The sequence below is a fragment of the Pseudodesulfovibrio cashew genome (assembly GCF_009762795.1).
Classification (GTDB): Bacteria; Desulfobacterota; Desulfovibrionia; order Desulfovibrionales; family Desulfovibrionaceae; genus Pseudodesulfovibrio; species Pseudodesulfovibrio cashew.
Genome location: NZ_CP046400.1, coordinates 2,552,726 through 2,578,167 on the forward strand (window position 1 = coordinate 2,552,726; position 25,442 = coordinate 2,578,167).

At 61.2% G+C, this 25,442-nt stretch carries 26 protein-coding genes and 1 riboswitch; of the genes, 10 read left to right on the forward strand and 16 right to left on the reverse strand.

What is annotated here, in order from left to right; all coding sequences use genetic code 11:
* Positions 1-8: 8 nt before the first annotated feature.
* From GM415_RS11435 to recJ, 3 genes are all read left to right on the forward strand, one after another.
* Entirely contained in the window at positions 9-803 is a 795-nt protein-coding gene (locus GM415_RS11435) for a tetratricopeptide repeat protein (RefSeq protein ID WP_158948272.1), read from the forward strand.
* 17 nt (positions 804-820) lie between these two features.
* Positions 821-1,681: an HDOD domain-containing protein gene (locus GM415_RS11440; protein WP_158948274.1), complete on the forward strand. Its 861-nt coding sequence runs from the start codon at positions 821-823 to the stop codon at positions 1,679-1,681.
* A 150-nt stretch (positions 1,682-1,831) separates the two neighbouring features.
* Positions 1,832-3,535, forward strand: coding sequence for a single-stranded-DNA-specific exonuclease RecJ (gene recJ / locus GM415_RS11445; RefSeq protein WP_158948276.1), 1,704 nt, complete (start codon positions 1,832-1,834; stop codon positions 3,533-3,535).
* Positions 3,536-3,793: 258 nt separating this feature from the next.
* Here recJ and lipA read toward each other — a convergent pair whose 3' ends face one another.
* From lipA to GM415_RS11465, 4 genes are read right to left on the reverse strand one after another with little or no spacing between them, the layout of a single operon-like run.
* Positions 3,794-4,675, reverse strand: a complete 882-nt coding sequence (gene lipA, locus GM415_RS11450; RefSeq protein ID WP_158948278.1) for a lipoyl synthase — start codon at positions 4,673-4,675, stop codon at positions 3,794-3,796.
* A complete protein-coding gene (gene lipB / locus GM415_RS11455) occupies positions 4,623-5,264 on the reverse strand; it encodes a lipoyl(octanoyl) transferase LipB (RefSeq protein WP_158948280.1) in 642 nt (213 codons plus the stop codon). Before lipB ends, lipA begins: the two co-directional genes overlap by 53 nt.
* On the reverse strand, positions 5,264-6,388 hold the full coding sequence (locus tag GM415_RS11460) for a small ribosomal subunit Rsm22 family protein (protein WP_158948282.1): 1,125 nt from the start codon (positions 6,386-6,388) through the stop codon (positions 5,264-5,266). Before GM415_RS11460 ends, lipB begins: the two co-directional genes overlap by 1 nt.
* Positions 6,378-7,925 carry an ASKHA domain-containing protein gene (locus tag GM415_RS11465; RefSeq protein ID WP_158948284.1) on the reverse strand — a complete coding sequence of 516 codons (1,548 nt, stop codon included), beginning with the start codon at positions 7,923-7,925 and terminating at the stop codon, positions 6,378-6,380. Before GM415_RS11465 ends, GM415_RS11460 begins: the two co-directional genes overlap by 11 nt.
* A 239-nt stretch (positions 7,926-8,164) precedes the next feature.
* Here GM415_RS11465 and GM415_RS11470 point away from each other — a divergent pair, with 239 nt between their 5' ends.
* On the forward strand, positions 8,165-8,548 hold the full coding sequence (locus GM415_RS11470; RefSeq protein WP_158948286.1) for a hypothetical protein: 384 nt from the start codon (positions 8,165-8,167) through the stop codon (positions 8,546-8,548).
* 116 nt (positions 8,549-8,664) lie between these two features.
* Here the strand turns inward: GM415_RS11470 and GM415_RS11475 are convergent, their stop codons facing one another.
* From GM415_RS11475 to GM415_RS11515, 9 genes are all read right to left on the reverse strand, one after another.
* Positions 8,665-9,459 (reverse strand): sirohydrochlorin cobaltochelatase, encoded by a 795-nt coding sequence (locus tag GM415_RS11475; protein ID WP_158948288.1) that lies wholly within the window; start codon positions 9,457-9,459, stop codon positions 8,665-8,667.
* Positions 9,456-10,172 (reverse strand): precorrin-2 C(20)-methyltransferase, encoded by a 717-nt coding sequence (gene cobI / locus GM415_RS11480; RefSeq protein ID WP_158948290.1) that lies wholly within the window; start codon positions 10,170-10,172, stop codon positions 9,456-9,458. Before cobI ends, GM415_RS11475 begins: the two co-directional genes overlap by 4 nt.
* Before the next feature lie 26 nt (positions 10,173-10,198).
* On the reverse strand, positions 10,199-11,107 hold the full coding sequence (locus GM415_RS11485; RefSeq protein WP_158948292.1) for an ABC transporter substrate-binding protein: 909 nt from the start codon (positions 11,105-11,107) through the stop codon (positions 10,199-10,201).
* On the reverse strand, positions 11,104-11,889 hold the full coding sequence (locus GM415_RS11490; RefSeq protein ID WP_158948294.1) for a heme ABC transporter ATP-binding protein: 786 nt from the start codon (positions 11,887-11,889) through the stop codon (positions 11,104-11,106). The genes GM415_RS11485 and GM415_RS11490 overlap by 4 nt, the downstream gene beginning before the upstream one ends.
* Complete coding sequence (locus tag GM415_RS11495; protein ID WP_158948296.1) at positions 11,882-12,919, reverse strand: FecCD family ABC transporter permease; 1,038 nt, start codon at positions 12,917-12,919, stop codon at positions 11,882-11,884. Before GM415_RS11495 ends, GM415_RS11490 begins: the two co-directional genes overlap by 8 nt.
* Before the next feature lie 4 nt (positions 12,920-12,923).
* Positions 12,924-13,913: a sirohydrochlorin cobaltochelatase gene (locus tag GM415_RS11500; RefSeq protein ID WP_158948298.1), complete on the reverse strand. Its 990-nt coding sequence runs from the start codon at positions 13,911-13,913 to the stop codon at positions 12,924-12,926.
* Positions 13,914-14,039: 126 nt separating this feature from the next.
* Positions 14,040-14,217, reverse strand: a riboswitch (cobalamin riboswitch).
* Between the two features lie 32 nt (positions 14,218-14,249).
* Entirely contained in the window at positions 14,250-15,920 is a 1,671-nt protein-coding gene (locus GM415_RS11505; protein WP_158948300.1) for a chemotaxis protein CheA, read from the reverse strand.
* 15 nt (positions 15,921-15,935) lie between these two features.
* On the reverse strand, positions 15,936-16,661 hold the full coding sequence (locus GM415_RS11510; protein WP_158948302.1) for an Hpt domain-containing protein: 726 nt from the start codon (positions 16,659-16,661) through the stop codon (positions 15,936-15,938).
* 13 nt (positions 16,662-16,674) lie between these two features.
* Complete coding sequence (locus GM415_RS11515) at positions 16,675-17,070, reverse strand: response regulator (protein ID WP_158948304.1); 396 nt, start codon at positions 17,068-17,070, stop codon at positions 16,675-16,677.
* A 284-nt stretch (positions 17,071-17,354) separates the two neighbouring features.
* Between GM415_RS11515 and GM415_RS11520 the strand changes: the two genes are divergently transcribed.
* The 6 genes from GM415_RS11520 (at position 17,355) to gmhB (ending at position 22,435) form a co-directional block, all read left to right on the forward strand.
* Positions 17,355-17,945, forward strand: coding sequence for a TrmH family RNA methyltransferase (locus GM415_RS11520; protein WP_158948306.1), 591 nt, complete (start codon positions 17,355-17,357; stop codon positions 17,943-17,945).
* 72 nt (positions 17,946-18,017) lie between these two features.
* Positions 18,018-18,674 (forward strand): L-threonylcarbamoyladenylate synthase, encoded by a 657-nt coding sequence (locus GM415_RS11525; RefSeq protein ID WP_277872922.1) that lies wholly within the window; start codon positions 18,018-18,020, stop codon positions 18,672-18,674.
* A 57-nt stretch (positions 18,675-18,731) separates the two neighbouring features.
* Positions 18,732-20,225, forward strand: a complete 1,494-nt coding sequence (locus GM415_RS11530) for a hybrid sensor histidine kinase/response regulator (protein WP_158948310.1) — start codon at positions 18,732-18,734, stop codon at positions 20,223-20,225.
* A gap of 97 nt (positions 20,226-20,322) precedes the next feature.
* Positions 20,323-20,796, forward strand: a complete 474-nt coding sequence (locus GM415_RS11535) for an NUDIX domain-containing protein (protein ID WP_158948312.1) — start codon at positions 20,323-20,325, stop codon at positions 20,794-20,796.
* A gap of 66 nt (positions 20,797-20,862) precedes the next feature.
* Entirely contained in the window at positions 20,863-21,879 is a 1,017-nt protein-coding gene (pdxA, locus tag GM415_RS11540; RefSeq protein WP_158948314.1) for a 4-hydroxythreonine-4-phosphate dehydrogenase PdxA, read from the forward strand.
* A 4-nt stretch (positions 21,880-21,883) separates the two neighbouring features.
* Positions 21,884-22,435, forward strand: coding sequence for a D-glycero-beta-D-manno-heptose 1,7-bisphosphate 7-phosphatase (gmhB, locus tag GM415_RS11545; protein WP_158948316.1), 552 nt, complete (start codon positions 21,884-21,886; stop codon positions 22,433-22,435).
* Positions 22,436-22,749: 314 nt separating this feature from the next.
* On the opposite strand, the gene GM415_RS11550 is transcribed toward gmhB, so the two are convergent.
* From GM415_RS11550 to kdsB, 3 genes are read right to left on the reverse strand one after another with little or no spacing between them, the layout of a single operon-like run.
* Positions 22,750-23,538, reverse strand: coding sequence for a tetratricopeptide repeat protein (locus GM415_RS11550; RefSeq protein ID WP_158948318.1), 789 nt, complete (start codon positions 23,536-23,538; stop codon positions 22,750-22,752).
* A gap of 36 nt (positions 23,539-23,574) precedes the next feature.
* The gene (carA, locus tag GM415_RS11555) at positions 23,575-24,699 is read right to left on the reverse strand and encodes a glutamine-hydrolyzing carbamoyl-phosphate synthase small subunit (RefSeq protein ID WP_158950904.1); all 1,125 of its coding nucleotides are present in this window, start codon (positions 24,697-24,699) and stop codon (positions 23,575-23,577) included.
* Positions 24,699-25,439, reverse strand: coding sequence for a 3-deoxy-manno-octulosonate cytidylyltransferase (kdsB, locus tag GM415_RS11560; RefSeq protein ID WP_158948320.1), 741 nt, complete (start codon positions 25,437-25,439; stop codon positions 24,699-24,701). Before kdsB ends, carA begins: the two co-directional genes overlap by 1 nt.
* Positions 25,440-25,442: the final 3 nt, after the last annotated feature.

Consider the following 25,442-nt stretch of genomic DNA (forward strand, 5'->3'; position numbering starts at 1 on the left):
AGGCCTGGATGAGCACGCGGGACGATATCGACAAGGCCGGTTTCACGGTGGTTCGGGACGGCGCGGAAGCCATTCACGGCGTCTTTTCCACCCAGTCCATGGATAGAGTCGGTTCGCCGACCGCACAGCGTATCAGTATCCGTAAGGTCTATTGGAGTGCACGAGAGTTGTCCGGCGGAGACGTCGAGGTTCAGCCCATCAACCGGAATTGTGTTCCTTCCGGTCCGAAACAGAACGTAGGACGGGAGGAGTTCCTCGCCAAATACAGCCCTGAGCCGGAGTATTACATGAACCGGGTGCTCCCGGCTCTTCGCCGAAAGGAGGAAGGTGCCGGGGAGCAGGCAGTGTCCTCTGCGGATACGATGGAACCGGGAATAGAGGGCGCGCCGGATGTGGATGAAGGCAGCGTCCGCGCCAGCTTCGGGCTGGGACTGACCTACCTGGGCCGGGGCGAATCCAACCGGGCCAACGACATTTTTGAACGTATTCTGGGGCTGAAGGGCGCCTTCCGGGCCGAGCACAAGCACCTGTTCAATGATTTCGGCATAAATTTGCGCAAAAACAGGTTGTTCGATCAGGCCCTCAAGTATTACTTTCGTGCAGGGGAACTGGTCGAGGACGACGATCACCTCTGGCACAACATTGCCCGTTGCTACTACGAAAAGGGCGATGTACAACAATGCAAAAACTTCCTTCGTAAGAGTTTGAGCATCAATCCGGAGCTTCGGGAAAGCCGGATGTTCTGGAGGTTTCTCAGGAACAGGGGAATGGTGGGGGCCACGGAGGCCCTGGACGGAATCTAAGCAGGACAGGCACAAGCATGGGCCAGGAAAAAATACAGGATTTTCTCAACGAACTCCCACGCATGCGAGAGGATCTGCCGTTTTCACCCCGGTTGTTGAAGCGGCTGTTCATCCAGACCGGCTCCAACTCCACCGCCTCGCTGGAGGAAGTGGGAGAGACGCTGAGCAAGGACCAGGGGTTGACCACGCGCATACTCAGCCTGGCCAACTCCGCCTACTACGGTCTGCAGTCCGAGGTGCAGTCCGTGCCCCGCGCCGCTGCCGTTCTCGGCATGGGCGAAATCAGGAACATTGTGCTCGCTCTGGGCGTGCAGAGTCTGACCAAGCAGTGCGACCTTCCTGAGGATTTCAGCCTGGGAGAGTACTGGCAGCATCAGTTGCTGGTGGGTATGGCCGCCCGGGAATTCTCCCGTATGACCGACCTCGGCAATCCGGGCAATCTGTTTACCGTGGGGCTGCTCCACGACGTGGGCAAGCTGATCACCGCCATGCGTCGCCCGGAGGACTGGCAGATCATTCATGATCTGGCCGATGACGAAAGCCTCCTCGATGCCGAGGCCGAGGACCGGCATTGGGGTTCGGACCACGCCCTGGTCGGTTCTCTTGTGCTCAGTTCCTGGGAACTGCCTGATGAACTGACCGAGCCCGTGAAGTGGCATCATGACCCAGCCCTTTCCCCCGCGCACTCCAATGAATCCATGATTATCTGTTTGGCCAACTATGCGATTCACGCAGCTGACGATCCGGAAGGACCATACGTGGAACTGACGGAGGAATTCTGCCCTGAGCTGGAAATGGATTTCGAGGAGGTCATGGAGACCACCGCAGAGTTGGCCGAGTCCGAGGAAGTCGAACAGTTCGCCCGGCTGCTGGCCTGACGGCTGCCGTCACATCAACACCAATACGGGCTGTTCCGCAACTTGCGAAGGCAGGGCGCCGAATGAAACCGGGACCGGCATTTTGTTTTGATCCAGCGGTTTCCCGGTGACAATGCGGTTTGGACGGCCCGGCAGGGAGCGTTATTCGTTTTGCCGTGTAAATGGACCGCCCGTGGCGATTCCAGGCCGCCCTCCGGAGAGCGCCTGGCCGAAGAGTTGAGTGTTTCTCCGCTCATCGTCGATATCCTCTGGAACCGTGGATTGACCTCGCTGGAGGAGATGGACCGGTTTCTCAGCCCCGGGTTGCGCCACCTGGCCGACCCATCCGAAATTCCCGGCCTGTCCGAGGCTGTCGGCATACTGGCCCGTGAAGTGAACGCCGGACGCAAGCTCGCCGTCTGGGGCGACTACGATGTGGACGGCATCACCTCCACCACCCTGGTTACCGAATTTTTTCGGGGCCACGGCATCGAAATTCTGCACCACCTGCCCAATCGCATGGAGGAAGGCTACGGCCTGAACCCGGCCGGCGTGGAGGCCCTTGCCGAGCAGGGCGCTGAGGTGCTGCTCACCGTGGACTGCGGCATCACCGATTACGCTGGCGTGTCCCGCGCCCGTGAGTTGGGTCTGACCGTGGTCGTCTCCGACCACCACCTGCCGGGTGAGACCCTGCCCGAGGCGCACGCCGTGTGCGATCCGCGCCTGCGCGAGGGCGGCCCCTACGACGATCTGGCCGGGGTGGGCGTGGCCTGGATGCTCATGGCTTCATTGAACAAATCTCTGCCGGGGAGGCCCGTGGACATGCGCGGGTTGCTTGACCTGGTGGCTCTGGGCACCATCGCGGATGTAGTGCGGCTTACAGGCATGAACCGGATTCTGGTCAAGAACGGTCTGTTGGTCATCAAGGAGGCCGCCCGGCCCGGTATGGCCGCTCTGAAGGTTGTCAGCGACTATGAGCGCGGCGCGGACCTCGGGGCCGGACAGATCGGGTTCAACCTGGCCCCGCGCATCAACGCCGCCGGGCGCATGGGCGACCCGGGCAAGGCGCTCAAGCTGCTGCTCTCACCTGATTTCGATTCGGCCATGCCCATTGCCGAGGAACTCAACTCCATCAACATGGAGCGCCGCCGTCAGGAGACCGAGATCGCGGAGCAGGCCTTTGCCCAGGCCGAGACCATGAAGGACCGCGCCGGGCTGGTGCTCTTTGCCGAGCACTGGCACCCGGGCATCATCGGCATCGTGGCCTCGCGGGTGGTGGAAAAGTACTATCGTCCGACCCTGATGCTCTGCGCCGCTGAAGACGGCGGGCTGCTCAAGGGCTCGGGCCGTTCCATCTCCGAGTTCGACCTGCACGAGGCCCTGAAGGGGATCGCACCGATTCTCAATGGGTTCGGCGGCCACAAGCAGGCGGCGGGGCTTTCCATTCTGCCGGAAAATCTTGAAGCGTTGCGTGAAGGTTTCAACGAGCAGGTGATTGAGGCTTTGGGGCCGGACCCGCTCATGCCGACCCTCAAGCTCGACCGCGAGCTGCCGTTTGCCTCCATCACCACAACGCTGCTGGCCGAGTTGGAGATGCTCCAGCCTTACGGTATGGGCAACCCTGAACCGGTCTTCGGGTCATCGCCGGTGACCGTGGCCGAGCACTCCGTCTTCGGGCGCGAGCGCGAGCATGTGAAGCTGGTTCTGGCCGACGCCGAGACCGGTGCGCGCCTGCCCGGCAAGGCCTGGCGCATGGCCGACAAGCTGACCCGCGATATTCAGGGCCGCCAGATGCGCTTCGCCTTCACTCCAAAGATCGACCGCTACCGGGGCATTCCCAAGATCGACCTGCGGATTCGGGACTGGAATTTCTGATAGGCGGAATCCTTAAAAGAAATGGGGGGTATTCCTCTAACTCCCTATGATACAAAATCAGGATTTGAAGCCGCCTATGGCGGCGAGGTCAGGAGATTTCGCCTCCGGCGGGCAAGGACTCGCGCCCTTGCATCCCCTTTTTGCGCCTTCGGCGCGGGTAAATGTAAATTTAAGCGGGTAAGCCTCAAAGAAATGCCCCGTGTCAGGCCCTGAGGGACACAGACACGGGGACATTTGTTTTCTTGGAATGCCCGTTTGTTATTTGCCGGAGCGGACGAATTTGGCTGCGTTGTAGCTGGAGCGGACCAGCGGGGCGCAGAACATGTTCTCAATGCCGCGCTTTCTGCCTTCCTCGGCGTATTCCTCGAATCGTTCGGGCTCCACGTAGCGCGTTACCCTGGGGTGGTGGCGGGTGGGCTGCATGTACTGGCCGATGGTCACGATATCGCAGCCGATGGCGGCCAGGTCGTCGAGTACGGGCATGATCTGTTCGTCGGTCTCGCCCAGGCCGACCATGATGCCGGACTTGGTGGGGATGGACGGGGCCTTTCGCTTGGAGCGGGCGAGCAGTTCCAGGGACTGGTGGTAGTCTGCCTGGGGCCGGATGGTGTCATAGAGGTCGGGCACGGTCTCCAGATTGTGGTTCAGGATGTCCGGTCCGGCGTCGAGCACGGTCTCGAGGGCTGCCTCGTCACCCTGGAAGTCCGGGATGAGGACCTCCACGGTGCACTCGGGCATGGCCTCGCGCACGGCCTTGATGGTGGCCGCGAAGTGGGCAGCGCCGCCGTCGGGCAGGTCGTCGCGGGTGACCGAGGTGATGACCACGTGCTTGAGCTCCAGCCGTTTGGCGGCCTCGGCCACGCGGGCGGGTTCGTCGGATTCCAGCGGGGAGAGATCGCCTGACTCGATGTTGCAGAACGCACAGTTGCGGGTGCACAGCCGGCCCATAATCAGGAAGGTAGCCACGTTCCGTGAGAAACACTCCCATTTGTTGGGGCACTTGGCGGACTGGCAGACCGTGTTCAGGTTCAGGTCGCTGATCAGCTCGGCGGTTCCGGAAAAGTTTTTAGTCTCCGGGAGCTTGACCCTAAGCCAGGGCGGTATCCGCAAAGGCTTTTCCAAATTCTCGAGTGAAGACATCCTTGGCCTCCTTTATGGTAATGTCGCGTCCTGCCTCTTTGCTGATGGAGGTGGGGACGGCTCCCTGTATGCCGCACAGGGTGATGAGTTCGAAGAGACTGACGTCGGGGCCTACGTTCAGGGCCAGGCCGTGGTAGGTGACCCAACGTTTCACGCCGATGCCCATGGAGCATATTTTCCTTGATTCGTCCACCCATACGCCGGGATGGCCCTCCCTGCGCCGAGTGTCCACGCCGAAATGCGCGCAGGTCCTGATAACCGCTTCCTCCATGTCGTGGAAGAACTTCCTCATGCCACCGGGACGTTTCTCTACGCGCCAGATGGGGTAGGCCACCAGTTGGCCGGGGAAGTGGCAGGTGATGTTGCCCCCGCGCGCGGTCTGGGCCAGGGTGATGCCCTGCGAGGCCAGGAAGGCCTCGTCCACATGCAGGTTTTCCGCTCCTCCCTGGCGGCCCAGGGTGATCACCTTGGGGTGTTCCAGCAGAAAGAGCGTATTCTCCTCCTTCCCCTCCGTGACTGCCCTGAGAGTCTCCAGTTGGAGCTCCACGGCCTCGTCATAGGGGATGGTCCCCAGATCAATGACGCGCATCAGCGTTTCTCCTTTGTATTCGGCAGGATCAGCGCCCCGGATTTGAGATCTGTTTTGGGGTTGGCGGGCCAATTGGGGACCAGGCTCTGACCGGGGAAGAGGGGGCGCTGCTTCTCTCCGTGGTCCACCAGGGTCAGCCCCTTGTGGGAGCAGGCGTACTGGGCCCGACCGCCATGAAATTTGAACGGTTCCGAGATGATCCTGACCGCGCCCCAGTCCTTGCCGCCCTTGCGGGAGAGGTAGAGGAAGTTCATGGAGACGCCCTCTTTTTCGAGACGTGCCTCGGCGGACAGGGTCTGCAGCCAGGTCGGCGCGTCCTTTACCGAGAAATTGAAGTGGCACCAGGGCGCTCCCTGGCCGGTTGCGGGCATGGGGCACTCTTCCACGTGCGGGCAGGGCGCGATGGGCTTGAACCCTGTCTGCATCAGCTGGGTGCGCATCTCGGCGATGATTCGGCCTGTCAGCCTGACCCCTGTTTCGATGAGCAGGATGCGGCCCGTCTCCGTGGTGGCGCCCGCCATGTGCTGGGCGAGTTTTTCGGCCTGGGGCCGAGCCACCCGGCCCGACCAGTCCAGCTCGTTGAAGGCGTTGGCGGCAATGACCAGGTCGGCCTTGCGCTTGATGTGGTCGGTGAAGTTGGCCTTCACGGTCCTGACGCGCCAGGGGGAATTCTCGCCCGCCACGGCGTTGAAGAGCTTGAGTCCGGCCTGGAGCGACTTGGGCGCGCGGTCCATGCAGGTGAAGTTGATCCGTCGCTCCCGCAGGTGGGGGCGGGACATCCACAGGGCCATGACCGTTGTCAGCGGGCCGGACCCCAGGTCCGCCACTTCGCTGCCGTCCGGGATGTCCAGTTCCAGGCCTGTGAAGAGCCGGGACATGCGGTACAGGTTCCAGGGCAGGAAATAGGTCAGGTAGGGCGACAGAAACCTGGCCTCGGACAAATAGTCGATCTTGCGCTCGGACCGTTCCGTGGTCAGGCCGCGGGACATGTCCCTAATGTCGTACTTGAGCTTTTCGCGGTGCTTGGCCTTGAGCGGCCAGACACGCTTCAGGATGTCTCCGAAACGTTCGAGTTCAGCCTGGTTGTCCTCGGTGAGGTTGGGAAAGAGTCGGTCAATCGACATAGGTGAATCGCATCCTTTGGAGATATTGTTCGCCGAAGCTTTCGTCTCCGGCCAGTTCAAGGGCAGTCAGGGTGGCGGGAAGGCCTTCGGCGAAGGCGCGCGCGCCCGGGTCGGTGACAAACAGCTCCGTGCCCTTGAGCGAGGTGTTGCCCGCCTTGACGGTCTTGGCACGGGTGCCCGGCGGCAGGAAACCGAGAGTTTCCAGGTCGGCCAGGTTGACGTGTTCGCCAAGGGCTCCGGCGATGTGGATCGCCTTGAGTGCGGACGGACCGATCCCGGCGGCCTTGAGCAGGGCGGACATAGCCAGGTTGAAGGCCGCCTTGACCTTGAGAATTTCCTCCACGTCCGAGGCCGGGAGATAGAGGTCATCGCCCAGGACGTAGACGGGTTCGCCGTCCTTCTGGTCCAGGTTCTCGGCCAGGCGGGCGGCCAGCGGGGTCGCACCCTTGCCGAAAAGGCCTGTTTCGTCAATGACGCCCTGTTGGCGCAGAATGGCTGCCAGGGAGAGGTAGCCGGTGCCGGTCATGCCGTCGGGCTGGCTGGCGGAATCGTCAAACAGGACGGCGGCCAGCCCCCGGGGGGTGAGTTGGAAGCCGGTGATGGCGCCTGGTGAGGCGGTCCGTCCGAAGGAGAGCCCCACGCCCTCCAGAGCCGGGCCCATGGGGACGCTGGCGCAGAGCCGCTCTTCAGGTGACATGGCCAGGACGAATTCTCCGTTGGTGCCAAGGTCTGCCAGCAGGAAGGGATATTCCGGTTCGCCTCCGTATTCGATGGCGGCCAGGCCAGCCGAGATGTCCGCCCCCACGAAGGGAGCGAGCAGGGGCGGGATATAGGCCAGAGGCAGGCTCGCGCCGAGCTTCTTCTCGTCGCCGCCCGTGTAGGAGAGGGTATAGGGTGCGCTGGCCAGGTCGTCCGGTTTCTTGCCGAGCAGGATGTATGTCATGGCCGAGTTGCCGGACACGGCGAGCGTGGTGCATACGCCGCCCATGTTGTTCATGGCGATCTGCATCAGCTCTGTCAGCCGGTCCGTGATCAGCGCGCGGAGCACGAATCGTCCCTCGGCGGTGGTCGCAGTGGCCAGGCGGGACATGACCTCGCTGCCCAGCCCTGTCTGCGGGTTCAGCTCATGGCCCGAGGCCACCCGCTCGCCGTCCACGAGAACGGACCAGTGGATGGACGTGGTGCCCAGGTCCACGGCCATGGCGAAGTCGCCGGTGGTGGCCGAGTGCCCCATGATGGCTCGCTGGCTGCGGCGCGGTGCGGGGATCATGATCTCGCACGGTTCGGACGGGTGCAGGCAGGACAGCCGCCATCCCTCTTCCACGGCTTCCTTGCCGAGCTTGCGCATTTCGTCGTGATTGGCTTCGGGAGCGTCGGAGAGATAACGGACCCGGCATAGACCGCACTTGCCCAGGCCGGAGCAGAGCGGCACGCCGTGCCACAGTCTGCTGAGAAAGATGGTCCGGGCCAGGGTCGCGCCCGGAGTGGGCTCCAGGGCGAGCCTGGTCCCGTCATGGGTGGTGATGAATATGCTCAAAAGATTACTCCATCGGGTGGATGCGCCCTTCTTCCGGGTGGAATGGAAAAAGTGTCGGGGCTGGCTTTCTGTTTCGTGTCGTTGGCGGGTCTATTCTGTTGTTCGAAGCTTCGATCCCGGCTTTGCCCCGCGTCGTCAAGGGCATAAAGATTAGCTCATGGCGCTGAGCGTGTAAATGGTTCATCTAACGGTTGGCAAGGTGGCCTCCGCTTGGTATTAAAGCCATTCGGAGTATCGTTATGCGTGAGAAATCATACACAGTTCAGATAGAAAGCCGGTCGGGCAATCGCGAAGCCTATCGAGCCGGTTTTTCCGATCTTCAGCTGCGGATCGACGACCGGTCCGCTCCTGTTGCGGTCATCAACCTCAGCCCGGTGGGTGTTGGCCTGCGCCGTAATGTCGGCATGACCCAGGGACAGGAGGCCGTGGTGCATCTGTACCGCAAGGGCGTGTTGGTCATTCCCGACCTGGCTGTTCGAGTTGCCCGGGTTTCGGCATCGGCCACGGGGTTGGCATTCCTGGGCCTGACCAGGAAGCAGACCGATGAGATTCACAGCGTGGTGCTCGAGGAGCAGAAGCGTCAGCTCTCCGGTCGAAACAGGGTGCGTCTCGACTCCTTCTGATCAGAGGGGATGAGTCGTATAGCTACGACAGGGATCGCTTCCGGTTTGAAAGCGGCGACCCTTCACACAGAAGTCCTCTCCTTCATGTCGTTCGCGGGCATCTTTACGTTTTTAATCTAGCAGCGGGACAGCCTGCGTAGAGCATCGTCGAGGTGCGCCAGCCAGATGTCCACCAGCCGGTCATATTCGCCTGCGCCCTTGAGCACGGCCTGACATTGGATGCCCGCATTTTCCAGGCGGCTCTTCCAACTGGTCTCGGCGTCGCCGACCATGTCGCGCGCCGCGTGCCAGCCCGCCCCGAACAGGAAGGGAAGCAGGTAGGCCTTGCGCACTCCGTCCTCATGGAACCGCTGGATGATGGCGTCGATGCCCGGCTCCGCTTCCATGGCTCCCATGTGGACCGTCGTGTCCCGCTTCTGGAAGGCCCGGTGCAGGGCTTCGTAATAGATGTTTCCGTCGTGCTTCGTGCCGTGGCCCATAAACAGGACCGCGTCGTGGTCGCCTTTGCCTTCCAGCCCTATGGAGAGGATGGCCTCGGCCACGGCTTCAACGCCCGCCTCGCCCGCCACCAGAGGGAAGCCAACCTCAACGCGGCTGAACCCGCCGTCCTTGAGCATCAGCTCGTTGGCCAGCCCGAGCAGCTCGTGGAACTCGGTGCCGGGGATGAGGTGCAGGGACTGCACGGCTACATGGGTCACGCCGTCCGCGAGCAGCTTGTCCAGGGCCTGGGGCACGGAGTCCACGGCTTCGCCCGCTTTTTCCATGTGTCCACGGATGGTCTTGGAGGTGTAGGCAACGCGCACGGGAAGGTCGGGATAGGTCCGGCGGACCCGCTCCACGATGTGGTCCAGGGAGGCCCGGGCATTTTCGTGCCGGGAGCCGAACGCGGCGAGGACTATGGCAGTTTTCATTCGATCTCGTTTTTTCTGACCAGGGCCAGGGAAAAGTAGTGAGGCGTCTTGGGGGCATCCTTGATATCCATGAGAATGGATTCTCCGTCCATGCCAAGACGGGAGACGAGTACGGTCTTGTCGTCCAATCTGAGCCGCTCCAGGGTTGCCCTGATCTCCTCGAAGTTTTTGTACGCCTTGAGGATAACGGCGTTGTCGGCCACGTCAAGCTGCGCTTCGAGCCGGTCGGGATCGGTGACCCCGGAGGTGATCAGCAGGGATTCCTTTGATTCGGCCAGGACGAATCCGATCCTGGCGGCGGCCGCATGAAAGGACGTGATGCCCGGGATGGCCTGAACGCGGATTGAAGGATTCAGGCGCAGGAGGGTGCGCTGGAGGTAGCCGTAGGTGGAGTAGGTCAGCGGATCGCCAAGGGTCAGGAACGCGGCGTTTTCGCCTCGGTCCAGGACTTCGGCCACGATTTCCGCGTTGCGTTGCCAGGCTGTCTCCAACTCTGTCTTGTCCTTGGTCATGGGGAAGCCGAGCTGAATGACCTGGACCTCTTTCTTAAGATGCGGCCGGGCAATGGCGTAGGCCGTGGAGTAGTCGTTCTTGGTGGAGGCGGCGGCAAAGACGACGTCCACCTCGCCCAGGGCGCGGACCGCCTTGATGGTCAAAAGTTCCGGGTCGCCGGGGCCGACGCCGATGCCGTAGAGAGTGCCATGTTTCGTCACGTTGTGGTTCCTCTGTTCGTGAGCCGTCATTGGTTGACCGGCACGGGATGCAGCAGCCGGTATACGGTTTCTATGCCGCTGAGCAGCCGCATGGTCGGGCGTGAGACCAGATGTTCGTCCACCAGGAATACGTTCCGGTCGCGCACCGCCTTGATCCGCGAAGCAGCCGGGACGGTCATGATGCTCTTGACGTCCACCTGGTTCATTTTGCCGTATTGGGCGAGATATACGTCGATGCGTGCTCCCTTGGCCAGCACGCGCTCCAGACCGTAGTTGGCGATGTTGGTGCCGTGGTGGGGGGTGGCATCGGCCGCGGCGTTGCGGCCTCCGGCCATCTGCAGCACGAACAGGGGCATGGAGCCTGGGGAGAAGGTCGCATACTTGCGGTGGATGGCCTCGAAAAACACGTTGGGGCGGCGATTTTCCGTGATGCGGTCCAACCTTTGGAGAGCTGCCTCCAGCCCTTCCTTGAAGTCGCCGACCATCCGCTCGGCCTCCAACTCCCTGCCGGTCAGGCGGCCCAGAGTCCGCCAGTAGGCGTACATTTCCTCCACCGTGTTCGGCTGCAACGCCGCCACCTGGATGTGGTGATTCCTCAGGGCACGCCACAGGCCGGGGTAGGCCCTGTATTGCATGGGGCGGATGAGAACCAGGTCGGGCTTGGCCGCCAGAAATCTCTCCACGCCGTCATGGGGAGAAAAGGCTGGTTTGGCCAAGGCCTGGAACGGGTAGTCCTCGGTTGCGCTCACGCCTATGATTCGGTCGTCCAGCCCCAGGTTGAAAAGGTTCTCGGTGTGCGCCGCGTACAGGGATATGATGCGCTCGAAGGGCTTGTCGAAAAAGAGGGTGGTCCCGGTGTCGTCCTTCAGCGTGGCCGCGCGGGCCGGGGTAGCGAGCAGGAGAATGAACAGAAGAGTGAAGAAGAGGCGTTTCACGATGATTCCTTGGACTGATAAACGAGAGTAATGGCTTGGCCGCAGGTGAGCACGCGGGCGTCTACGTCGAAGACCCGGCTGATGTTCTTCGGGGTCAGGACCTGGGTCGGAGCGCCGCTGGCATGGACGCGTCCCTTGTCGAGGACGGTTACGCGGTCGCAGTGGGCCGCCGCCAGGTTGAGGTCGTGGAGTACGGCGACAATGGTTCGCCCGGACTCGGCCAGCCGCCGCAGAACGGCCATGACCGCGAGCGCGTGCCGGATGTCCATACTCGAAGTCGGCTCGTCAAGCAACAGGCAGGGCGTGTCCTGAGCCAGGGCACGGGCGAACACGGTCCGTTGCCTCTCGCCTCCCGAGAGTTCCGTGAGGGGACGATCGGCAAGACCGGTCAGGTCCATTGCCGTCAAGGCATCGCGCACGGCGTTTCTATCTTGCTCGTCCGGTGGAGAAAATCGTTCCATGTGGGGGTGACGGCCCATGAGCACTGTATCGGCCACGGTAAAGGGGAAGGCCGCCCGTGGGGTCTGCTCTACCAGGGCGGTGAGCATGGCCAGTTCTTTCGGGGAGTATGCGGTGACAGGTTGCCCATTGAGTTCAACCATGCCTTGGGAGGGAGATCGGTATCCGGCCAGGAGATCAAGCAGGGTGGATTTGCCGGAGCCGTTGGGGCCGACAATGCCGTGCAATTCGCCTGGTTTCAGATCGAGATCCACGCCGTGGAGCACTGGTTCTCGCCCGTAGCCGAAAGTCAGGTCCCGGAGGACGTAGGTGGTCCTATCCATGGAACCTCCCGCTGCGGGCCCGGCTGAACAGCCAGCAGAACACCGGGCCACCGAGGAGCGCGGTGAGCACGCCGATGGGTACCTCGTTGGGCAGCACGGCGCGGGTCAGGGTGTCCGCCGCCAGGAGCAGCATGCCGCCGCCCAGGGCCGAGGCCGGGAGCAGCAGCCGATTGTCTGGGCCGACCACGAAGCGCATCAGGTGCGGAACGATGAGCCCCACGAAGCCGATGATGCCCGAGACCGAGACGCAGACGGCGCTGACCAGCGAGGCGGTGAGCAGGAGGACCAGACGGACCCGGCCCGTGTTTACGCCAAGCCCCTTGGCCGTGCGGTTGCCCAGGGAGAGAATGTTCAGATCGCGGGCGTAAAAGGCGCACAGGGCATACCCGGCCACTGCCACGGCCCCGGTCAGTGCGGCGTCGGTCCAGGTGCGGGAGACAAAGCTGCCCATGAGCCAGAAGACGATGGCGGCCACGCGTTCGTCAGCCATGTATTTTATGAAGGAGATTGCTGCGGACAGGATGGCCGAAACGATGACACCCGAGAGAATCAGGTTGGTGGGGGCCAGCTCGCCGTCCCGTCCGGCCATGGCGATGACCGCGAAGAGGGTGACCGCCGCTCCCAGGAAGGCCGTCAGGCACAGGGTGGCCGGGCCGAGAAAGGCCAGTCCGAGGTAAAGGGCCAGGGCCGCTCCGAAGGCCGCGCCCGAAGACACGCCCAGGGTGAAGGGGTCGGCCAGGGGATTGAGCAGCAGCCCCTGGAAGACGGTTCCGGCCACGGCCAGCCCCACGCCCACGGAGATGGAGGTCAGGATGCGCGGCAGCCGGACTTCGAGGATTACACTTTGAAAAAGCGGGTCGGCATGGTTTGCCGCTCCCCGCAACCCGTCCCACAGGGCGGCGATAACGTCGCCCGGCGGGATGGAGATGAAGCCCATACCCATGGCCAGGATCGCCAGCACGCCCAGACAGAGGGCGAGCAGGGCGATCAGCAGACCGGCGCGGGCGGGATTGCGGGGAGCGTTTTGCATTCGTTTACCTGGGGAGCATATGGCTCTGTGCCATGGCGTCCTTCAGATGGTTCACGTACAGGTCGGCCCAGGCGTCAACCGAGCCGAGACCCCGCAACTGGGTGGTTACGGAGAAGCCTGCCCTGGTCAGCATGACCTTCCAGGAGTCGTCTTCATCGCCGGCCATGTCGTTGGAGGCGTGATCACCGGCAACGACCATGAAGGGCTTGAGCAGGATTTTTTTCTTCCCTGTGGCCTTGAGTTCGGCCACGAGTTCATCGAACCCGGGGAAGCCTTCCACGCAGCCCACAAAGACGGGGTAGTCGTGGGAGGTCTGCATGACGTGCTGGAATTCGGAATAGATGCCGGTGGAATAGAAGTCGTTGCCGTGACCCATGTAGACCAGGGTGGCACCCATCTTCTTGGCCTCGTCCACGTCGCCCTTGAGAGCAGCAGCCGCAGCGGCGATGTCGTCGGTGTAGGGGTAAGCGTCACCGGGCATGCCCAGGGCCGGGCGGCCGAGACGCAGCTTGTTGAAGGGAATGGACTTGGCCTTGACCGTGCGGATGGAGCGAAGGCCGATCATCATATTGGTAAGATCGGAGAATTCCTCACCCGCGAAGACGTGCAGGGTCTGGACCGCGAGATCCTTGTATCCCTCGTCCTGGAGGTCGGCCACGGTGGCCAGCGGGCTTTTCACAAACAGGACCTCTCGCGGAACGTCTTGGTTGGCCTTCTGCCACTCGGGGTCATGGCGACGTTTGCTCCAGATTTTGCGGATGATCGAGGAGGTGAAGGCCAGCCTGACCGGCACGCCGGGGTAGGCCTTTTCAACGCGGGTTTTGATGTTGAGGATGGAGTCGAGGCCCGTGGGGTAGGACGTGCCGAAAGCAGCCAGAACGATGGCTTGTTTGGCGGCGCCATCGGCCTTGTGCCCGGCCAAGGCCGGGGCGGCGGTCAGGACGAGACAAAGGGTCAGCGCCACGCAGAGCGGGCGGAACGGAAAACGGAACATGGAACCTCCCTGGGAGGAGGGGCTTGATTGGGGAAAAGAAAATCCCCTTCCTCACGCATACGAGGAAGGGGAACCGTTTTTTCCCTTCGTGTCACCTTGGCGGCAAGCCCACGTACCACCGAGGCAAACCGGTATCGTTTTCAGGCAGGTCTTCCGGCTGGTCCCTCCCGTCTTCGCCTTCCCGGGATTCTCCCAGTGGCATATGTGAAGACGGTTCATAAGGACGTCACGGCGGCGGGTCCGCTCCCGATTCGCACGGGATTCCCTATCAAGTCGCAATAACACCTGAAGTGCGCTGTATTATGCTCTTCCGCCTGGTGAAGTCAAGAAGCGGGGCTACTCGGTTGCGTCCTTGCGTTTGCCCTGGTGGACTCGATTCTGAAAGTGCTGGAGCATTTCCTCGGTGTCGATGACCAGTGCATCCGATTCGCCCATCATGCCGTAGCCGAGGATGGGGATATGGAAAATCTCCTCCACGGGCACGGTGAAACCGGTGATGACCACCTGCTGCTGTCGGAGCACTTCGTCCACAAGGATGGCGGCCTTGTAATCGCCCACACGGACCACAATGGCCTGGGCCATGCGGATGTCCTTTACTTCGGGCTCCAGGTCGAGCAGGTCGGCCAGACGGAGCAGGGAGTGGACCTCGCCCCGTACGTCCACGGTCTCGCGTCCGTCGGGCAGCTCCACCACCTCGTGCAGCTTGGGCATGTAGATTTCGACCACGTCGCGGCTGGGTACGATGTAGGTTTCGCCGCCGACCCTGGCAACCAGGGCATCCACGATGCCTTCGTTGGCCGAGCGGTCAAGCGGAATGGAAATGGTGAAGGCCGCGCCCTTGCCCAGTTCGCTCTCGATGGTCACGTCGCCGTCGAGGGTGTTGCGGATGGAGTTGACCACGGCGTCCATGCCCACGCCTCGTCCCGAGACGTCGGTAATCTTTTCGGCGGTGGAGAAGCCGGACTGGAGCACGAAGTTGAGGATTTCGTCCTTTTCGTATTCCTTGTCTTCTTCTGCCAACCCTTTTTCAATGGCCTTGTTCAGGATGCGATCCGGGTCGAGGCCCTTGCCGTCATCCTTGACCTGGATGAAGGCGCTGTCGCCCTTGCGCCAGGCGGCCAGGGTGACGTTGCCGGTGTCGTTCTTGCCCGCCTGCTTGCGGCCTTCCGCGTCCTCGAGGCCGTGGTCAACAGCGTTCCTGAGCAGGTGAACCAGAGGTTCGTTGAGGGATTCGACGATGGTCTTGTCCAGAGCGAGTTCGTCTCCGCGAACAACAAAGTCGAGCTTCTTGCCGATCTTTTGGCTCAGTGATTTGACCAGGCGGTGCATGGGCATGAAAATCTGCTTGAGGGGTACCAGCCGGATGGCGTCCACTTCCTGTTGAAGCTGGCTTATGACGTTGTCCAGTTCGCGCAGGGAGGCGGTTACCTGGGCCAGGTTGGAGGTTCCGCCCTGGGCGATGACCGCATAGGTAACCATAAGCTTGCCCACCAGTTCGATGACTCGGTCCAGGGAGTCAGTGGGTACGCGGATGGAGGAGATGGCCTGGGACGCAGTCTGCTTCTCCTGCTTGGGCTTGGCGGCCTTGGGTTCTTTCTGCTTGGCCTCGGGTTCATCGGTCTGTTCGGGGACTTCCGCCTCGGTGCTCTCCTCGGGTGCTTCAAAGGCCTTGGCGGCTTCTTCCTCGTTTTCTTCCATCGGAGCAGTGGCCGAGCTTCCGGTCTCCATCATGCCCATGGACGCCGTGTTATCGAGCTGGCCGCTCAGGGCGAACAAAAATCTTTTCTGGGCCTCGCACACGCCAAGCATGGCCGTGACGATGTCGTCGTTCAGCGGGGTGATTCCTTCCGTCAGCATGTCAAGGATAGCGATGACGCCCGCGCTGGACAGCTTCATGTGTGTCAGGCCGAGCGCTTCCACGGCGTCACCGACGCTCTGGCCGGTATCCGCCACGTCGAGAATCTGTTTCTCGATGTCTTCGATGCACTGTATAATGCTTTCCTGCATTTACTTTCCTTGCTGTTACTGCGTCGTGAAGTAGGTGTCTTCGTCAGGGTAGATGGCGATGGTGTTATCGAATCCCCAGCCGTAGAGCATCTGTTTCGCATCCGGCGAAAGGTGGCAGGCCGCAATCTTGAAAGTGGTTCCCATGCTGGCCACGGCGGCCCAGGCTGTGGAGCCGAAGGTCAGGACGTCCGAAAGATCGAGGAGAATGCGGTCTCCCGGTTCCACGCACATGATGGCCGACATGATCGGCTTGTACTGTGACTCCAGGTGGACGCGGGGGTCCTTGACCCGGAGGATGGTCACCTGGTCGCGGGTCTCCACTTCCACGCCCGCACCGGCGGGGCCGACGTCGGATTGACCTGTGCTGGACGCCTCCATGATGAGGGCGAGGACTTCTTCCTGCTCCTCTTCGTCAACGTCGTTGTCGCGAAGTTGCTCCAGAACCTGGAAGATCATGTTTACGCCGCGCGCGAGAAGGGTGAGGTTCTCGGGGGAGGATTCGACCTCGCCGGCCTGGACCTTCTTGAGAAAGTCTTCGATCTTGTGCGTGAAATGGGACGCCGGTTCGAAACCGGCCATGAATCCCGTCACGCCCTTGATGGTGTGTAGCGGGCGGGCGAGTATCTCGATACCCGAGCCGACGTCGTCACCCTCCAGCATCTCAAGGCCTTCCATGACCTGCGGGTAGTACTTGTCGTTTACCTCGGAAAAGAATTCCTCGATCATCGGATCGTCGTTCATGGCACGTCCTGTCTCAGCTGTGCAGCAGTCCGAGTTTTTGCAGTTCTTCGTAGAGCTTGTCCTTGACCACCGGTTTGACAATGTAGGCGGAGGCCTCTCCGTCATAGAAGGTCTTGATGACCGTCTGCGGATCGTCCAGGGCCGTGGTCATGATTACCTTGGCCCTTGGACGGAGATTCTCTTCGAGCTCCATCTTCCGGATTCTGGCCAGGGCTTCCATGCCGTCCACTTCCGGCATCATGATGTCCATGAGGATGAGGTCATAGGGTTTGTTTTCAGCATGCGCCAGCTTGAAGGCCTCCACGGCCTCGCGCCCGTTGACCACGACTTCAATTTCGAACAGGGGAAGAAGAAACGACCTGAGAATCTTGCGGCTCAGGAATTCATCTTCGACAATGAGGGCTCTCATGCAATTCCTCCGTTGGATCAATAAAAGAGGCTTCGATTAATCTTTTCCTATGTAATCGAAAAATTTGTCAATAAGTTGATGAAAAATATAACGGTATCATGTTGTTGCGGGTGCCGGGTTCGTTCATGCCGTCCGCCGTGGGTATGGCCTCAGTTTTGCCCGTGTTTACGTCGGGTTGAAGCGTCTTGGTAGATACTTTCCCCGTCCGGACAACGGCTTGTGTCCAGAACGGTTGCCCGGCAGGGACTTGCTAAAATAGGGGACAATCGGCTACCAAGCCGACCATGCGACGTCAAATAACACAAGCGAGAAAAGAACGTATCGACGCGGTCCTGGCCAAGCGCCAGAAGAATCTGACTCTGGTCATGGACAATATCTGGGACCCGCACAACGTCTCCGCCGTGCTGCGCAGTTGCGATGCGTTCGGTGTAGCCGACGTGCATCTCTACTACACCACCTCCAAGTGGCCCGAGTTGGGCAAGAAAAGCTCCGCGTCGGCAAAGAAGTGGGTGCGTCGAACCAGGCACCTCGATGCCGGAGAAATGATCGCCGGGCTCAGAAAGGAAGGCAAGCAGGTTCTTCGGACCGGATTCTCCGCCTCGGCCAGACCGGTGATGGAATTCAACCTGACCGAACCCACGGCGGTCATCCTGAGCAACGAGCACAACGGTACCGCCCCTGAGATCGCCGAGCTGGTCCCGGATGAAATCTACATACCCATGTTTGGCATGGTTCAGAGCTTCAATGTATCCGTGGCCGCCGCCATTATACTCTACGAGGCCTCCACCCAGAGGCAGCGGGCCGGGATGTACGACCAGCCGTCGTTCAACGAGGACGAACTCGCCGAGCTCAGGGCCGAGTGGTACGAAAGATAATGCTTCCCGGTACTTTTTCTGTTGATCGGGACGGGTTTCGGGGATACAAAGTCGGCCAGATCACAATCGGACGTGTCCCTCCCGGACACGCATGATGGGAAATCGGAGGAAGCCTTGCAGAGCCTGATCAAAGCCCTGAACAACGGAGAGACCGTTGTCTACCCCACTGAGACCCTCTACGCGCTGGGTTGCGACGGAACCAATGCCGAAGCCTGCGACAAGGTCATCAGCATCAAGGCCCGAGCAGCCGACAAACCCCTTCCCCTGATCATCGGCGGAGTGGACATGCTCGGTCTGGTCACCAACGACCGTCCCGCCGTGCTGCAGCAGTTGGCCAGTTCCTTCTGGCCCGGACCTCTTTCCATTCTGGTCAAGGCGTTGCCCTCGCTTCCCTCGGCCCTTTCCGACGAGCAGGGCTACACCTCGGTGCGCTGGAGCGGTCATCCGTTTGCCTCGGAGCTTTCCAAACGCATGCGAAAGCCCGTGGTCGCCACGTCTGCCAACATGAGCGGCAGGCCTCCGGCAGCTCTGCCCGAGGATCTGGATCCGGAGCTTCTGGCCCTGGCAGGGGCCGCCTACCTTGATCCGCCGTGGCCCAAGGGCGGCAAGGCCTCCACGGTCATCCGCGTTTTGGAGTTCAATCGACTGGAAGTGATCCGAGAGGGCGCCGTATCGGTCAAGATGCTGTGCGACAAAGGGTTCTCCGTTTCCATCGCTCGAGTTGAATAAGAACCTTTCCGTACTGGTGCTGCTGTGCTAAGGCATGGTTTGAAGGGAGAATTACGAGTGAAGCACGCAGCCGTATCCCAAACCCCGCCTATCCTGCTTATCGTCGAGGACAGCAAGCTCGTCCGCGGGGAACTCAAGCGCGCCATCGGGAGCGCCTTCGCCTTCCAGATAGAAATGGTCGCCTCCTATGAGGAAGCAAGGGAATATCTGGATTGGCATTCCAGAGATATCTTTCTCGCCATTCTCGATCTCAATCTTCCCGGTTCCCCTTCCGGGGAGATCGTGGACCTCTTCTGCTCCATGCGGGTGCCGAGCCTCGTCCTGACTTCGGATTTCACGGAGACCACCCGTGAACGCATGCAGTCCAAGGAAATCATCGATTATCTGGTCAAGGACGCCCATGCGGTCGAAAACGTTCTGGCCTACATCGACCGGCTGTACCGCAACCGAAGCACCAAAGTCATGGTGGTCGAGGATTCCGAGCTGTCCCGCCTGTACGTGAGCAGCCTGCTCCATCGCCAGATGTTCAAGGTTATCGATGTGCCTGATGCCGAGTCCGGCCTGCGTATCCTGGAGCAGCAGGACGATGTGGGCCTGGTCATCATCGATTACGCTCTCCCCGGCATGGACGGCATCGAACTCACCCAGCGGATCAGGGAGAAGTTTTCCAAGGAGACCATGGCCGTCATCGGTCTCTCCTCGGTCTCGGACACCATGCTCACGGCCCGGTTTCTCAAAAACGGCGCCAACGATTTCATCACCAAGCCTTTCGAGGTGGAAGGGTTTTTCTGCCGCATCAACCACAACGTGGAGATGCTGGATTCCATGCGCGCCCTGCGGGACGCCAACATGGTCAAGAACCAGTTCCTGGGCATGGCCGTGCACGATCTTCGCAGTCCCATCAACGGGATCAACGGGCTGGCCGAGATGCTGCTCAGCGACATGTGCGGTCCGATAAACGAGGAGCAGCGTGAGATCATCGGGTACATCAGGACCGCCAACAGGCAGATGAATGCCCTGGTCAGCGATCTGCTGGACATTTCGGTCATCGAGTCGGGCAAGCTCGAGCTCGTGCTGGATCAGCGTAACCTGCGGGAGGTCGTGGAGCAGCGGTTGCGAATCCAGGGGTTTGCCGCAAAGCGGAAGAACATCCTGCTTAAACGGACGCTTGAAGACGTGCGCGAGTTTCGTTTCGACCGCAACAGGGTGGGGCAGGTTCTCGACAACCTGTTGTCCAACGCCATCAAGTTCTCCCCGGTCAGCGAGGTCATCGAGATCAGCATGGGGGAAGAGGATGGCCATGCCGTTATCTGCGTGACAGACCACGGGCAGGGCATCCCGCCAGACGAGGCCGATCTGCTGTTCCAGACCTTCAGGAAAACCAGCGTCCAGCCCACGGCCGGGGAATCCGGGGCCGGACTTGGACTGGCTATCGTGCACAAGATCGTTCTGGCCCACCGGGGACGGGTCTGGGTCGAGTCCGAATACGGGAAGGGCGCTACCTTCTGTTTCTCCCTACCTCTCGATACCTCATCGGATTCCGGCGATTGATGCCGGTTGGTGTTTTCTCCGGCCTCTGGTACAACGGTGCGGCCCGGTGAGCCAGGAGGCGCGCCGTACGCAGTTACCAGAACAGGAGCGGACAGCCATGGAAGTGAGAAAGCCGTGCCCCCACTGCGGGGAGGATATCGTTTTATTTGCCAATCCAACGCCCACGGTGGACGTGGTCATCCTCGTGCCCGGCGGCGCTGACGGGGTGGACGGGGTCGTTCTCATCGAACGCATGAACGAGCCTTATGGCTGGGCTCTGCCCGGCGGTTTCGTGGACGAAGGCGAGACCTGCGAACACGCCGCCGTCAGGGAGATGAAGGAGGAGACCGGGCTGGACGTTATCCTGACCGGACTTCTTGGCGTGTATTCCGATCCCAAACGTGATCCCAGGAAGCACACCATGAGCGTGGTCTACACCGGCGTGGCGCGGAATCCCGATGCGCTGGCGGCGGGAGACGACGCGGGCAAGGCAAGAATCTTTCCCTTGGGCGGATGGCCCGAGCCGGTTTTTGACCACGGTAAAATCCTGGCCGACTTTCTGGCGCGCCACGACCGCTTCAATCTTCGCTGATATGGCGCCGCCCGTTCTAGTAGCGGGGCTACGGCGGCAATGATAAGAAATCAAAGGTACATATATATGCGGACAATATGCATTACCCTGGGCGACCCCTGCGGCCTTGGCCCGGAACTGGTGGCCCGGCACTTCAAGGAGACAGGCGTTCGTGAAGATGAGCGGGTCCTGCTCATCGGCCCTGAAGCTCCCTTGCTTCGCGAAGATGAGCGCTGTGGCGTTGTTCCCTTTCATGAGCGTCTGGAGCGGCCCGACGACGTCGTCACCCGGGACGCGGGCGTCTATTTATACGAACCGCCGCAGCTGGCCGGGCTCGAGTTTCCCCTGGGCGAGCAGCGGGTGGAGGGCGGCAAGGCCGCCGGAGAAAGCATGGAAGTCGCCGTGGCCCTGCTGCGCTCCGGGACGGTGCAGGGGTTGCTGACCTGCCCGCTGAACAAGGCCATGCTCCAGTTGGCGGGGTTCGATTTTCCCGGTCATACGGAATTTTTGGCGGAACGGCTCGGCGTGGGGGCGGACAAGGTCTGCATGCATCTTTGCGGACATGATCCAGAGAATCTTTCCGCGCCCAAGCTGCGGGTCAGCCTTGTGACCACTCACCCGGCCCTTCGGGACGTACCCGGGTTGGTCACTCGCGAGCGCATCCTGCACTGCCTGCGGCTGACGGACGCTTTCGTACGGGCCATGGGATTTGCCGGTCCGGTGGCGGTCTGCGGTTTGAATCCCCATGCCGGGGAGTCCGGCCGGATCGGAGACGAGGAGGCCCTGACCGTGGAGCCCGCCATTGAAGAAGCCCGCAGGGAAGGCCTGGATGTGGCCGGCCCCATCCCCGCGGACACGCTTTTTCATTTCGCGGCCAAGGGAGATTATCCCGCCGTGTTGGCCATGTATCACGACCAGGGGTTGGGTCCCCTCAAGCTGTTGCATTTCAGCGAGGCGGTGAACGTTACCCTGGGGCTGCCCTGTCCGCGTACTTCGCCTGACCACGGCACCGGCTACGACATCGCGGGAACGGGCAAGGCGTCCATCAAGAGTTTTCAGGCCGCCTACGACATGCTCAGGCGGCTGGTGGCAGCAGGGAGTTAGCCGCATGGCAAAGCGATATATTCTGCTCGACCGTGACGGCACCATCATCGCGGACAAGCACTACCTGCACGACCCGGATGGCGTGGAGTTGCTGCCCGGCGCGGTCGAGGGGTTGCGCCGGATGCGTGACCTTGGCTTCGGGCTGGCAGTGCTCACCAACCAAAGTGGCGTGGGGCGCGGCTATTACGACGACGCCTCGGTGCATGCCTGTAATGATCGGATGCGCGAACTGCTTGCAGAGGAGGGCGTGCGCATAGACGGCGTCTATTATTGTCCTCACTCACCGGAAGAGGCTTGCGAATGTCGGAAACCGGCACCCGGCCTGATGGAGATTGCTGCGCTCGAACTCGGATTCGATCCAGCCGAGAGCTATATGATCGGCGACAAGACAGCGGATATGGGCGTGGGGCGAAGCGTGGGCGCGACCACCATCATGGTGCTCACCGGCAAGGGCGCCGACCACGCGCGACGCTGCCCTGAAATGATCGACCATGTGGCGGAGGACCTGACCACTGCCGCCTCAATCATCGAAGGTCTTGAGAGAAAGGAACGCTAGACCGTTTCCGAGGGGAAAGGGGATAGCGGGACTTGTGGATTTGTCCGTACAAAAGTCGGAAACCGCCAGGTTCCGGCTTTTTTGCGAATAAGGTCTGCTTTACCGGTTTGTTTTGCCGGAGGTTTTTTGAGAGAGCCAGGCCATCACTGCGGCAAAAAGAATTTCGGCGGCGATCATGGGCAAGATCACCCAGCCAATTTCCGTCCAGTAGTTCATATTATCCCCCCTGATCAGTATAGAATAAGGGAGGGCGATACCAACCGCAAAAGTCTTGGTAAAGTATTTTTTATCTACTTCGGAAATTTCGTCGGCGGTTACGAAAGCTTCTTTTGCGCGAAGCGAAGCATCTTCACTGCCTCGGCGAATTCGGGGTTGAGGTTGACGGCGCGTTGCGCAGCCAGGGCCATCTTGTCCCACTTCTTCCAGTCGTAGTAGAGACGACCGATGTTGTAGTGAAGGTACTCGTCCTCGCTGGTCAGGCTCAGGGCCTTGAGGTAGTACTTTTCCGCCGTTTCGTAGTCTTCCATCTTCCGCAGGACCATGCCGATGCGGTTGTAGAGATGGATGGCGTTGGGGTCGTCCTTGAGCGCGCCGTCCAGCATGTGGAAGGCTTCCTTGTACCTTCCGGCGTGGAGATAGCGGTCCGCGATGTCCGCCTTGAGGTCCGCGTCGCCGCCGAAGTCTAGGACCAGTTGGTCGAAGATCTTCTTGGCATCGTCCCACTGCTCGTTATCAAGGTGCTCCTGACCCTTTTCGATGGCGGCCTTCTTTTGGGCCATGATCGCCTGAACCGAGTCGTTGATGTCCTTTTGCAGTTCCTGGAGCAGTTCGCGCATGGCATCGAGCAGGGCGCGTTCCTTGCCCGGCTCGTAGTTGATGATCAACGGATAGACTTCCCTGATCTTCTTGTCATTGTTCAGGGTCTGCGTGGCTTTGGTCAGGATGTCCTCGAACTCGACGCGTTCATTTTTCATGACCGGGTTCTTAAGGAACAGAATCAACCCGTCATGGAGCGCCTGGACAGCGGGCATGTACTTGCCCTTCTTGAGCAGGGTGGAAACGGAGTTAAGCCGTTTGCGGGACTGGATGAGCTGATTGGACATGGGTGCGCGCCTCTTGTTCGGTTGTGTACGGCAGTGTTATTTCCCAGTGCTTTCCTTGACCATATCACGAAAGCGCTTGAAGAAATAGCGGCTATCGTGAGGACCGGGCCCTGCCTCGGGGTGGTGTTGGATAGCCAGCAGGGGACGTTCCTTGTGCCGGAAGCCCTCCAGGGTCTGGTCATTGAGGTTGATATGGGTGGTTTCCAGAAAGTCCAGCCCGGCGATGTCTACACAGAAGCCGTGGTTCTGAGAGGAAATCTCGATTTTTTCGGTTTCCATATCCATGACCGGGTGGTTGCAGCCGTGGTGGCCGAACTTCAACTTGTAGGTCTTGCCGCCCATGGCCAGGCCTAGGATCTGGTGCCCCAGGCAGATGCCCGCGACAGGGTAGTCCTTGTACAGGTCCTTGGTGGCCTCGACTGCCGTGGTTACCGCCGCCGGGTCGCCGGGGCCGTTGGACAGGAATATGGCGTCCGGACCCAGTTCCCGGATTTCCGCCGCGGTGGCGCAGGAGGGGAGCACGAGCATGTCGAAACCCTCGGCCTCCATGAGCCTGAGAATGTTCCACTTGATACCGAAGTCGTAGACGGCCAGTTTGGGACCGGTGCCTTTCCAGGAAAAGTCCTTGAGGTCGTCGATGTACACCGGCTTCTTGCCGTCCCAGGTGTATGGCTTGCTGCAGGTCACCCGGTCAGCCAGGTTGAGGCCTTCCATGTTTTCAATGGAGCGGGCCTTTTCCACCAGTTCTGCCGGGTCCACATCGCCTGTGGCCATGAAGCCGCGTTGGGCGCCGTGCAGGCGCAGATGGCGTGTCAGGGCGCGGGTGTCGATGCCTTCGATGCCCATGACTCCGACTTCGGTCAGGTACTCGGGCAGGGACATGGCGGAACGCCAGTTGCTCGGCTTCTTGCAGCACTCCTTGACGATGAAGCCGCCGACCTGGACCTTGTGGGATTCCACGTCCTCCGGGTTGACGCCGTAGTTGCCGATGAGCGGGTAGGTCATGGTGACCATCTGCCCGGTGTAGGAGGGGTCGGTGAGGATCTCCTGGTAGCCGGTCATGCCGGTGTTGAAGATGACCTCGCCGCTCGCCTCGCCGTCGCCGGTGAAGCTCTTTCCCTTGAAAATGGTGCCGTCTTCGAGGGCCAGGATTGCTTTCATCAAGTGTTCTCCAGAATTTGCTTCGCTTTTTCGAGATCCTCCGGCCGGTCGACGCCATGGCAGGTGTGGGTGGTCTCGGTCACGTAAATATCGATGCCGTCCTCAAGCAGACGGAGTTGCTCCAGTTTTTCGCGTTGCTCCAGCGGGCTCGGGTCAAGTTCGCCGAAGCGCTGCAACGCTTCCATGCGGAACGCGTACAGTCCGATGTGCAGCAGAAATCCGTGCACTTTTTCGTCCCGGTCGTGGGGAACCAGGGCCCGGGAGAAGTACAGCGCCCGCCCGTTGGCGGCCCGCACCACCTTGACTCTGTCCGGGGACTGGGCGTCCTCGTATCCCATGGCCGTGGCCAGGGTCGCCACGCGCACCCTGGGGGAGGCGAAGGGCGTGAGCAGGTCGGTGAGCATGGCCGGTTCCAGGCATGGTTCGTCACCTTGGATATTAACCACTACCGCGTCGTTGTCCAGACCGAGCGTTCTCGCCGCCTCAAGGACCCGGTCCGTGCCGGATCTGTGCACGGCGGAGGTCATGACCACGGGCACGCCATGGGCCTCGGCGGCCTCCCGGATGCGCACGTCGTCTGTGGCCAGGGTCACGCTCTTCAGGTGCGGACAGCGGCTCGCCCGATCATGGACGTGCCAGAACATGGGCTTGCCCATGATCTCCGCCAGGGGTTTGCCCGGAAAACGGGAGGATTCGTACCTCGCCGGAATGATGCCGTGACACTCGGGAAAATTGCTCATCGT

What these genes read in the sequence shown, in the direction of transcription:
- GM415_RS11435 (WP_158948272.1), top strand. Translation starts at nt 9, where the DNA reads ATGAGCACGCGGGACGATATCGACAAGGCCGGTTTCACGGTGGTTCGG.
- GM415_RS11440 (WP_158948274.1), top strand. Translation starts at nt 821, where the DNA reads ATGGGCCAGGAAAAAATACAGGATTTTCTCAACGAACTCCCACGCATG.
- lipA (WP_158948278.1), bottom strand. Translation starts at nt 4,675, where the DNA reads ATGTCTTCACTCGAGAATTTGGAAAAGCCTTTGCGGATACCGCCCTGG.
- lipB (WP_158948280.1), bottom strand. Translation starts at nt 5,264, where the DNA reads ATGCGCGTCATTGATCTGGGGACCATCCCCTATGACGAGGCCGTGGAG.
- GM415_RS11460 (WP_158948282.1), bottom strand. Translation starts at nt 6,388, where the DNA reads ATGTCGATTGACCGACTCTTTCCCAACCTCACCGAGGACAACCAGGCT.
- GM415_RS11470 (WP_158948286.1), top strand. Translation starts at nt 8,165, where the DNA reads ATGCGTGAGAAATCATACACAGTTCAGATAGAAAGCCGGTCGGGCAAT.
- GM415_RS11475 (WP_158948288.1), bottom strand. Translation starts at nt 9,459, where the DNA reads ATGAAAACTGCCATAGTCCTCGCCGCGTTCGGCTCCCGGCACGAAAAT.
- GM415_RS11490 (WP_158948294.1), bottom strand. Translation starts at nt 11,889, where the DNA reads ATGGATAGGACCACCTACGTCCTCCGGGACCTGACTTTCGGCTACGGG.
- GM415_RS11495 (WP_158948296.1), bottom strand. Translation starts at nt 12,919, where the DNA reads ATGCAAAACGCTCCCCGCAATCCCGCCCGCGCCGGTCTGCTGATCGCC.
- GM415_RS11500 (WP_158948298.1), bottom strand. Translation starts at nt 13,913, where the DNA reads ATGTTCCGTTTTCCGTTCCGCCCGCTCTGCGTGGCGCTGACCCTTTGT.
- GM415_RS11505 (WP_158948300.1), bottom strand. Translation starts at nt 15,920, where the DNA reads ATGCAGGAAAGCATTATACAGTGCATCGAAGACATCGAGAAACAGATT.
- GM415_RS11510 (WP_158948302.1), bottom strand. Translation starts at nt 16,661, where the DNA reads ATGAACGACGATCCGATGATCGAGGAATTCTTTTCCGAGGTAAACGAC.
- GM415_RS11515 (WP_158948304.1), bottom strand. Translation starts at nt 17,070, where the DNA reads ATGAGAGCCCTCATTGTCGAAGATGAATTCCTGAGCCGCAAGATTCTC.
- GM415_RS11520 (WP_158948306.1), top strand. Translation starts at nt 17,355, where the DNA reads ATGCGACGTCAAATAACACAAGCGAGAAAAGAACGTATCGACGCGGTC.
- GM415_RS11535 (WP_158948312.1), top strand. Translation starts at nt 20,323, where the DNA reads ATGGAAGTGAGAAAGCCGTGCCCCCACTGCGGGGAGGATATCGTTTTA.
- pdxA (WP_158948314.1), top strand. Translation starts at nt 20,863, where the DNA reads ATGCGGACAATATGCATTACCCTGGGCGACCCCTGCGGCCTTGGCCCG.
- gmhB (WP_158948316.1), top strand. Translation starts at nt 21,884, where the DNA reads ATGGCAAAGCGATATATTCTGCTCGACCGTGACGGCACCATCATCGCG.
- GM415_RS11550 (WP_158948318.1), bottom strand. Translation starts at nt 23,538, where the DNA reads ATGTCCAATCAGCTCATCCAGTCCCGCAAACGGCTTAACTCCGTTTCC.
- carA (WP_158950904.1), bottom strand. Translation starts at nt 24,699, where the DNA reads ATGAAAGCAATCCTGGCCCTCGAAGACGGCACCATTTTCAAGGGAAAG.
- kdsB (WP_158948320.1), bottom strand. Translation starts at nt 25,439, where the DNA reads ATGAGCAATTTTCCCGAGTGTCACGGCATCATTCCGGCGAGGTACGAA.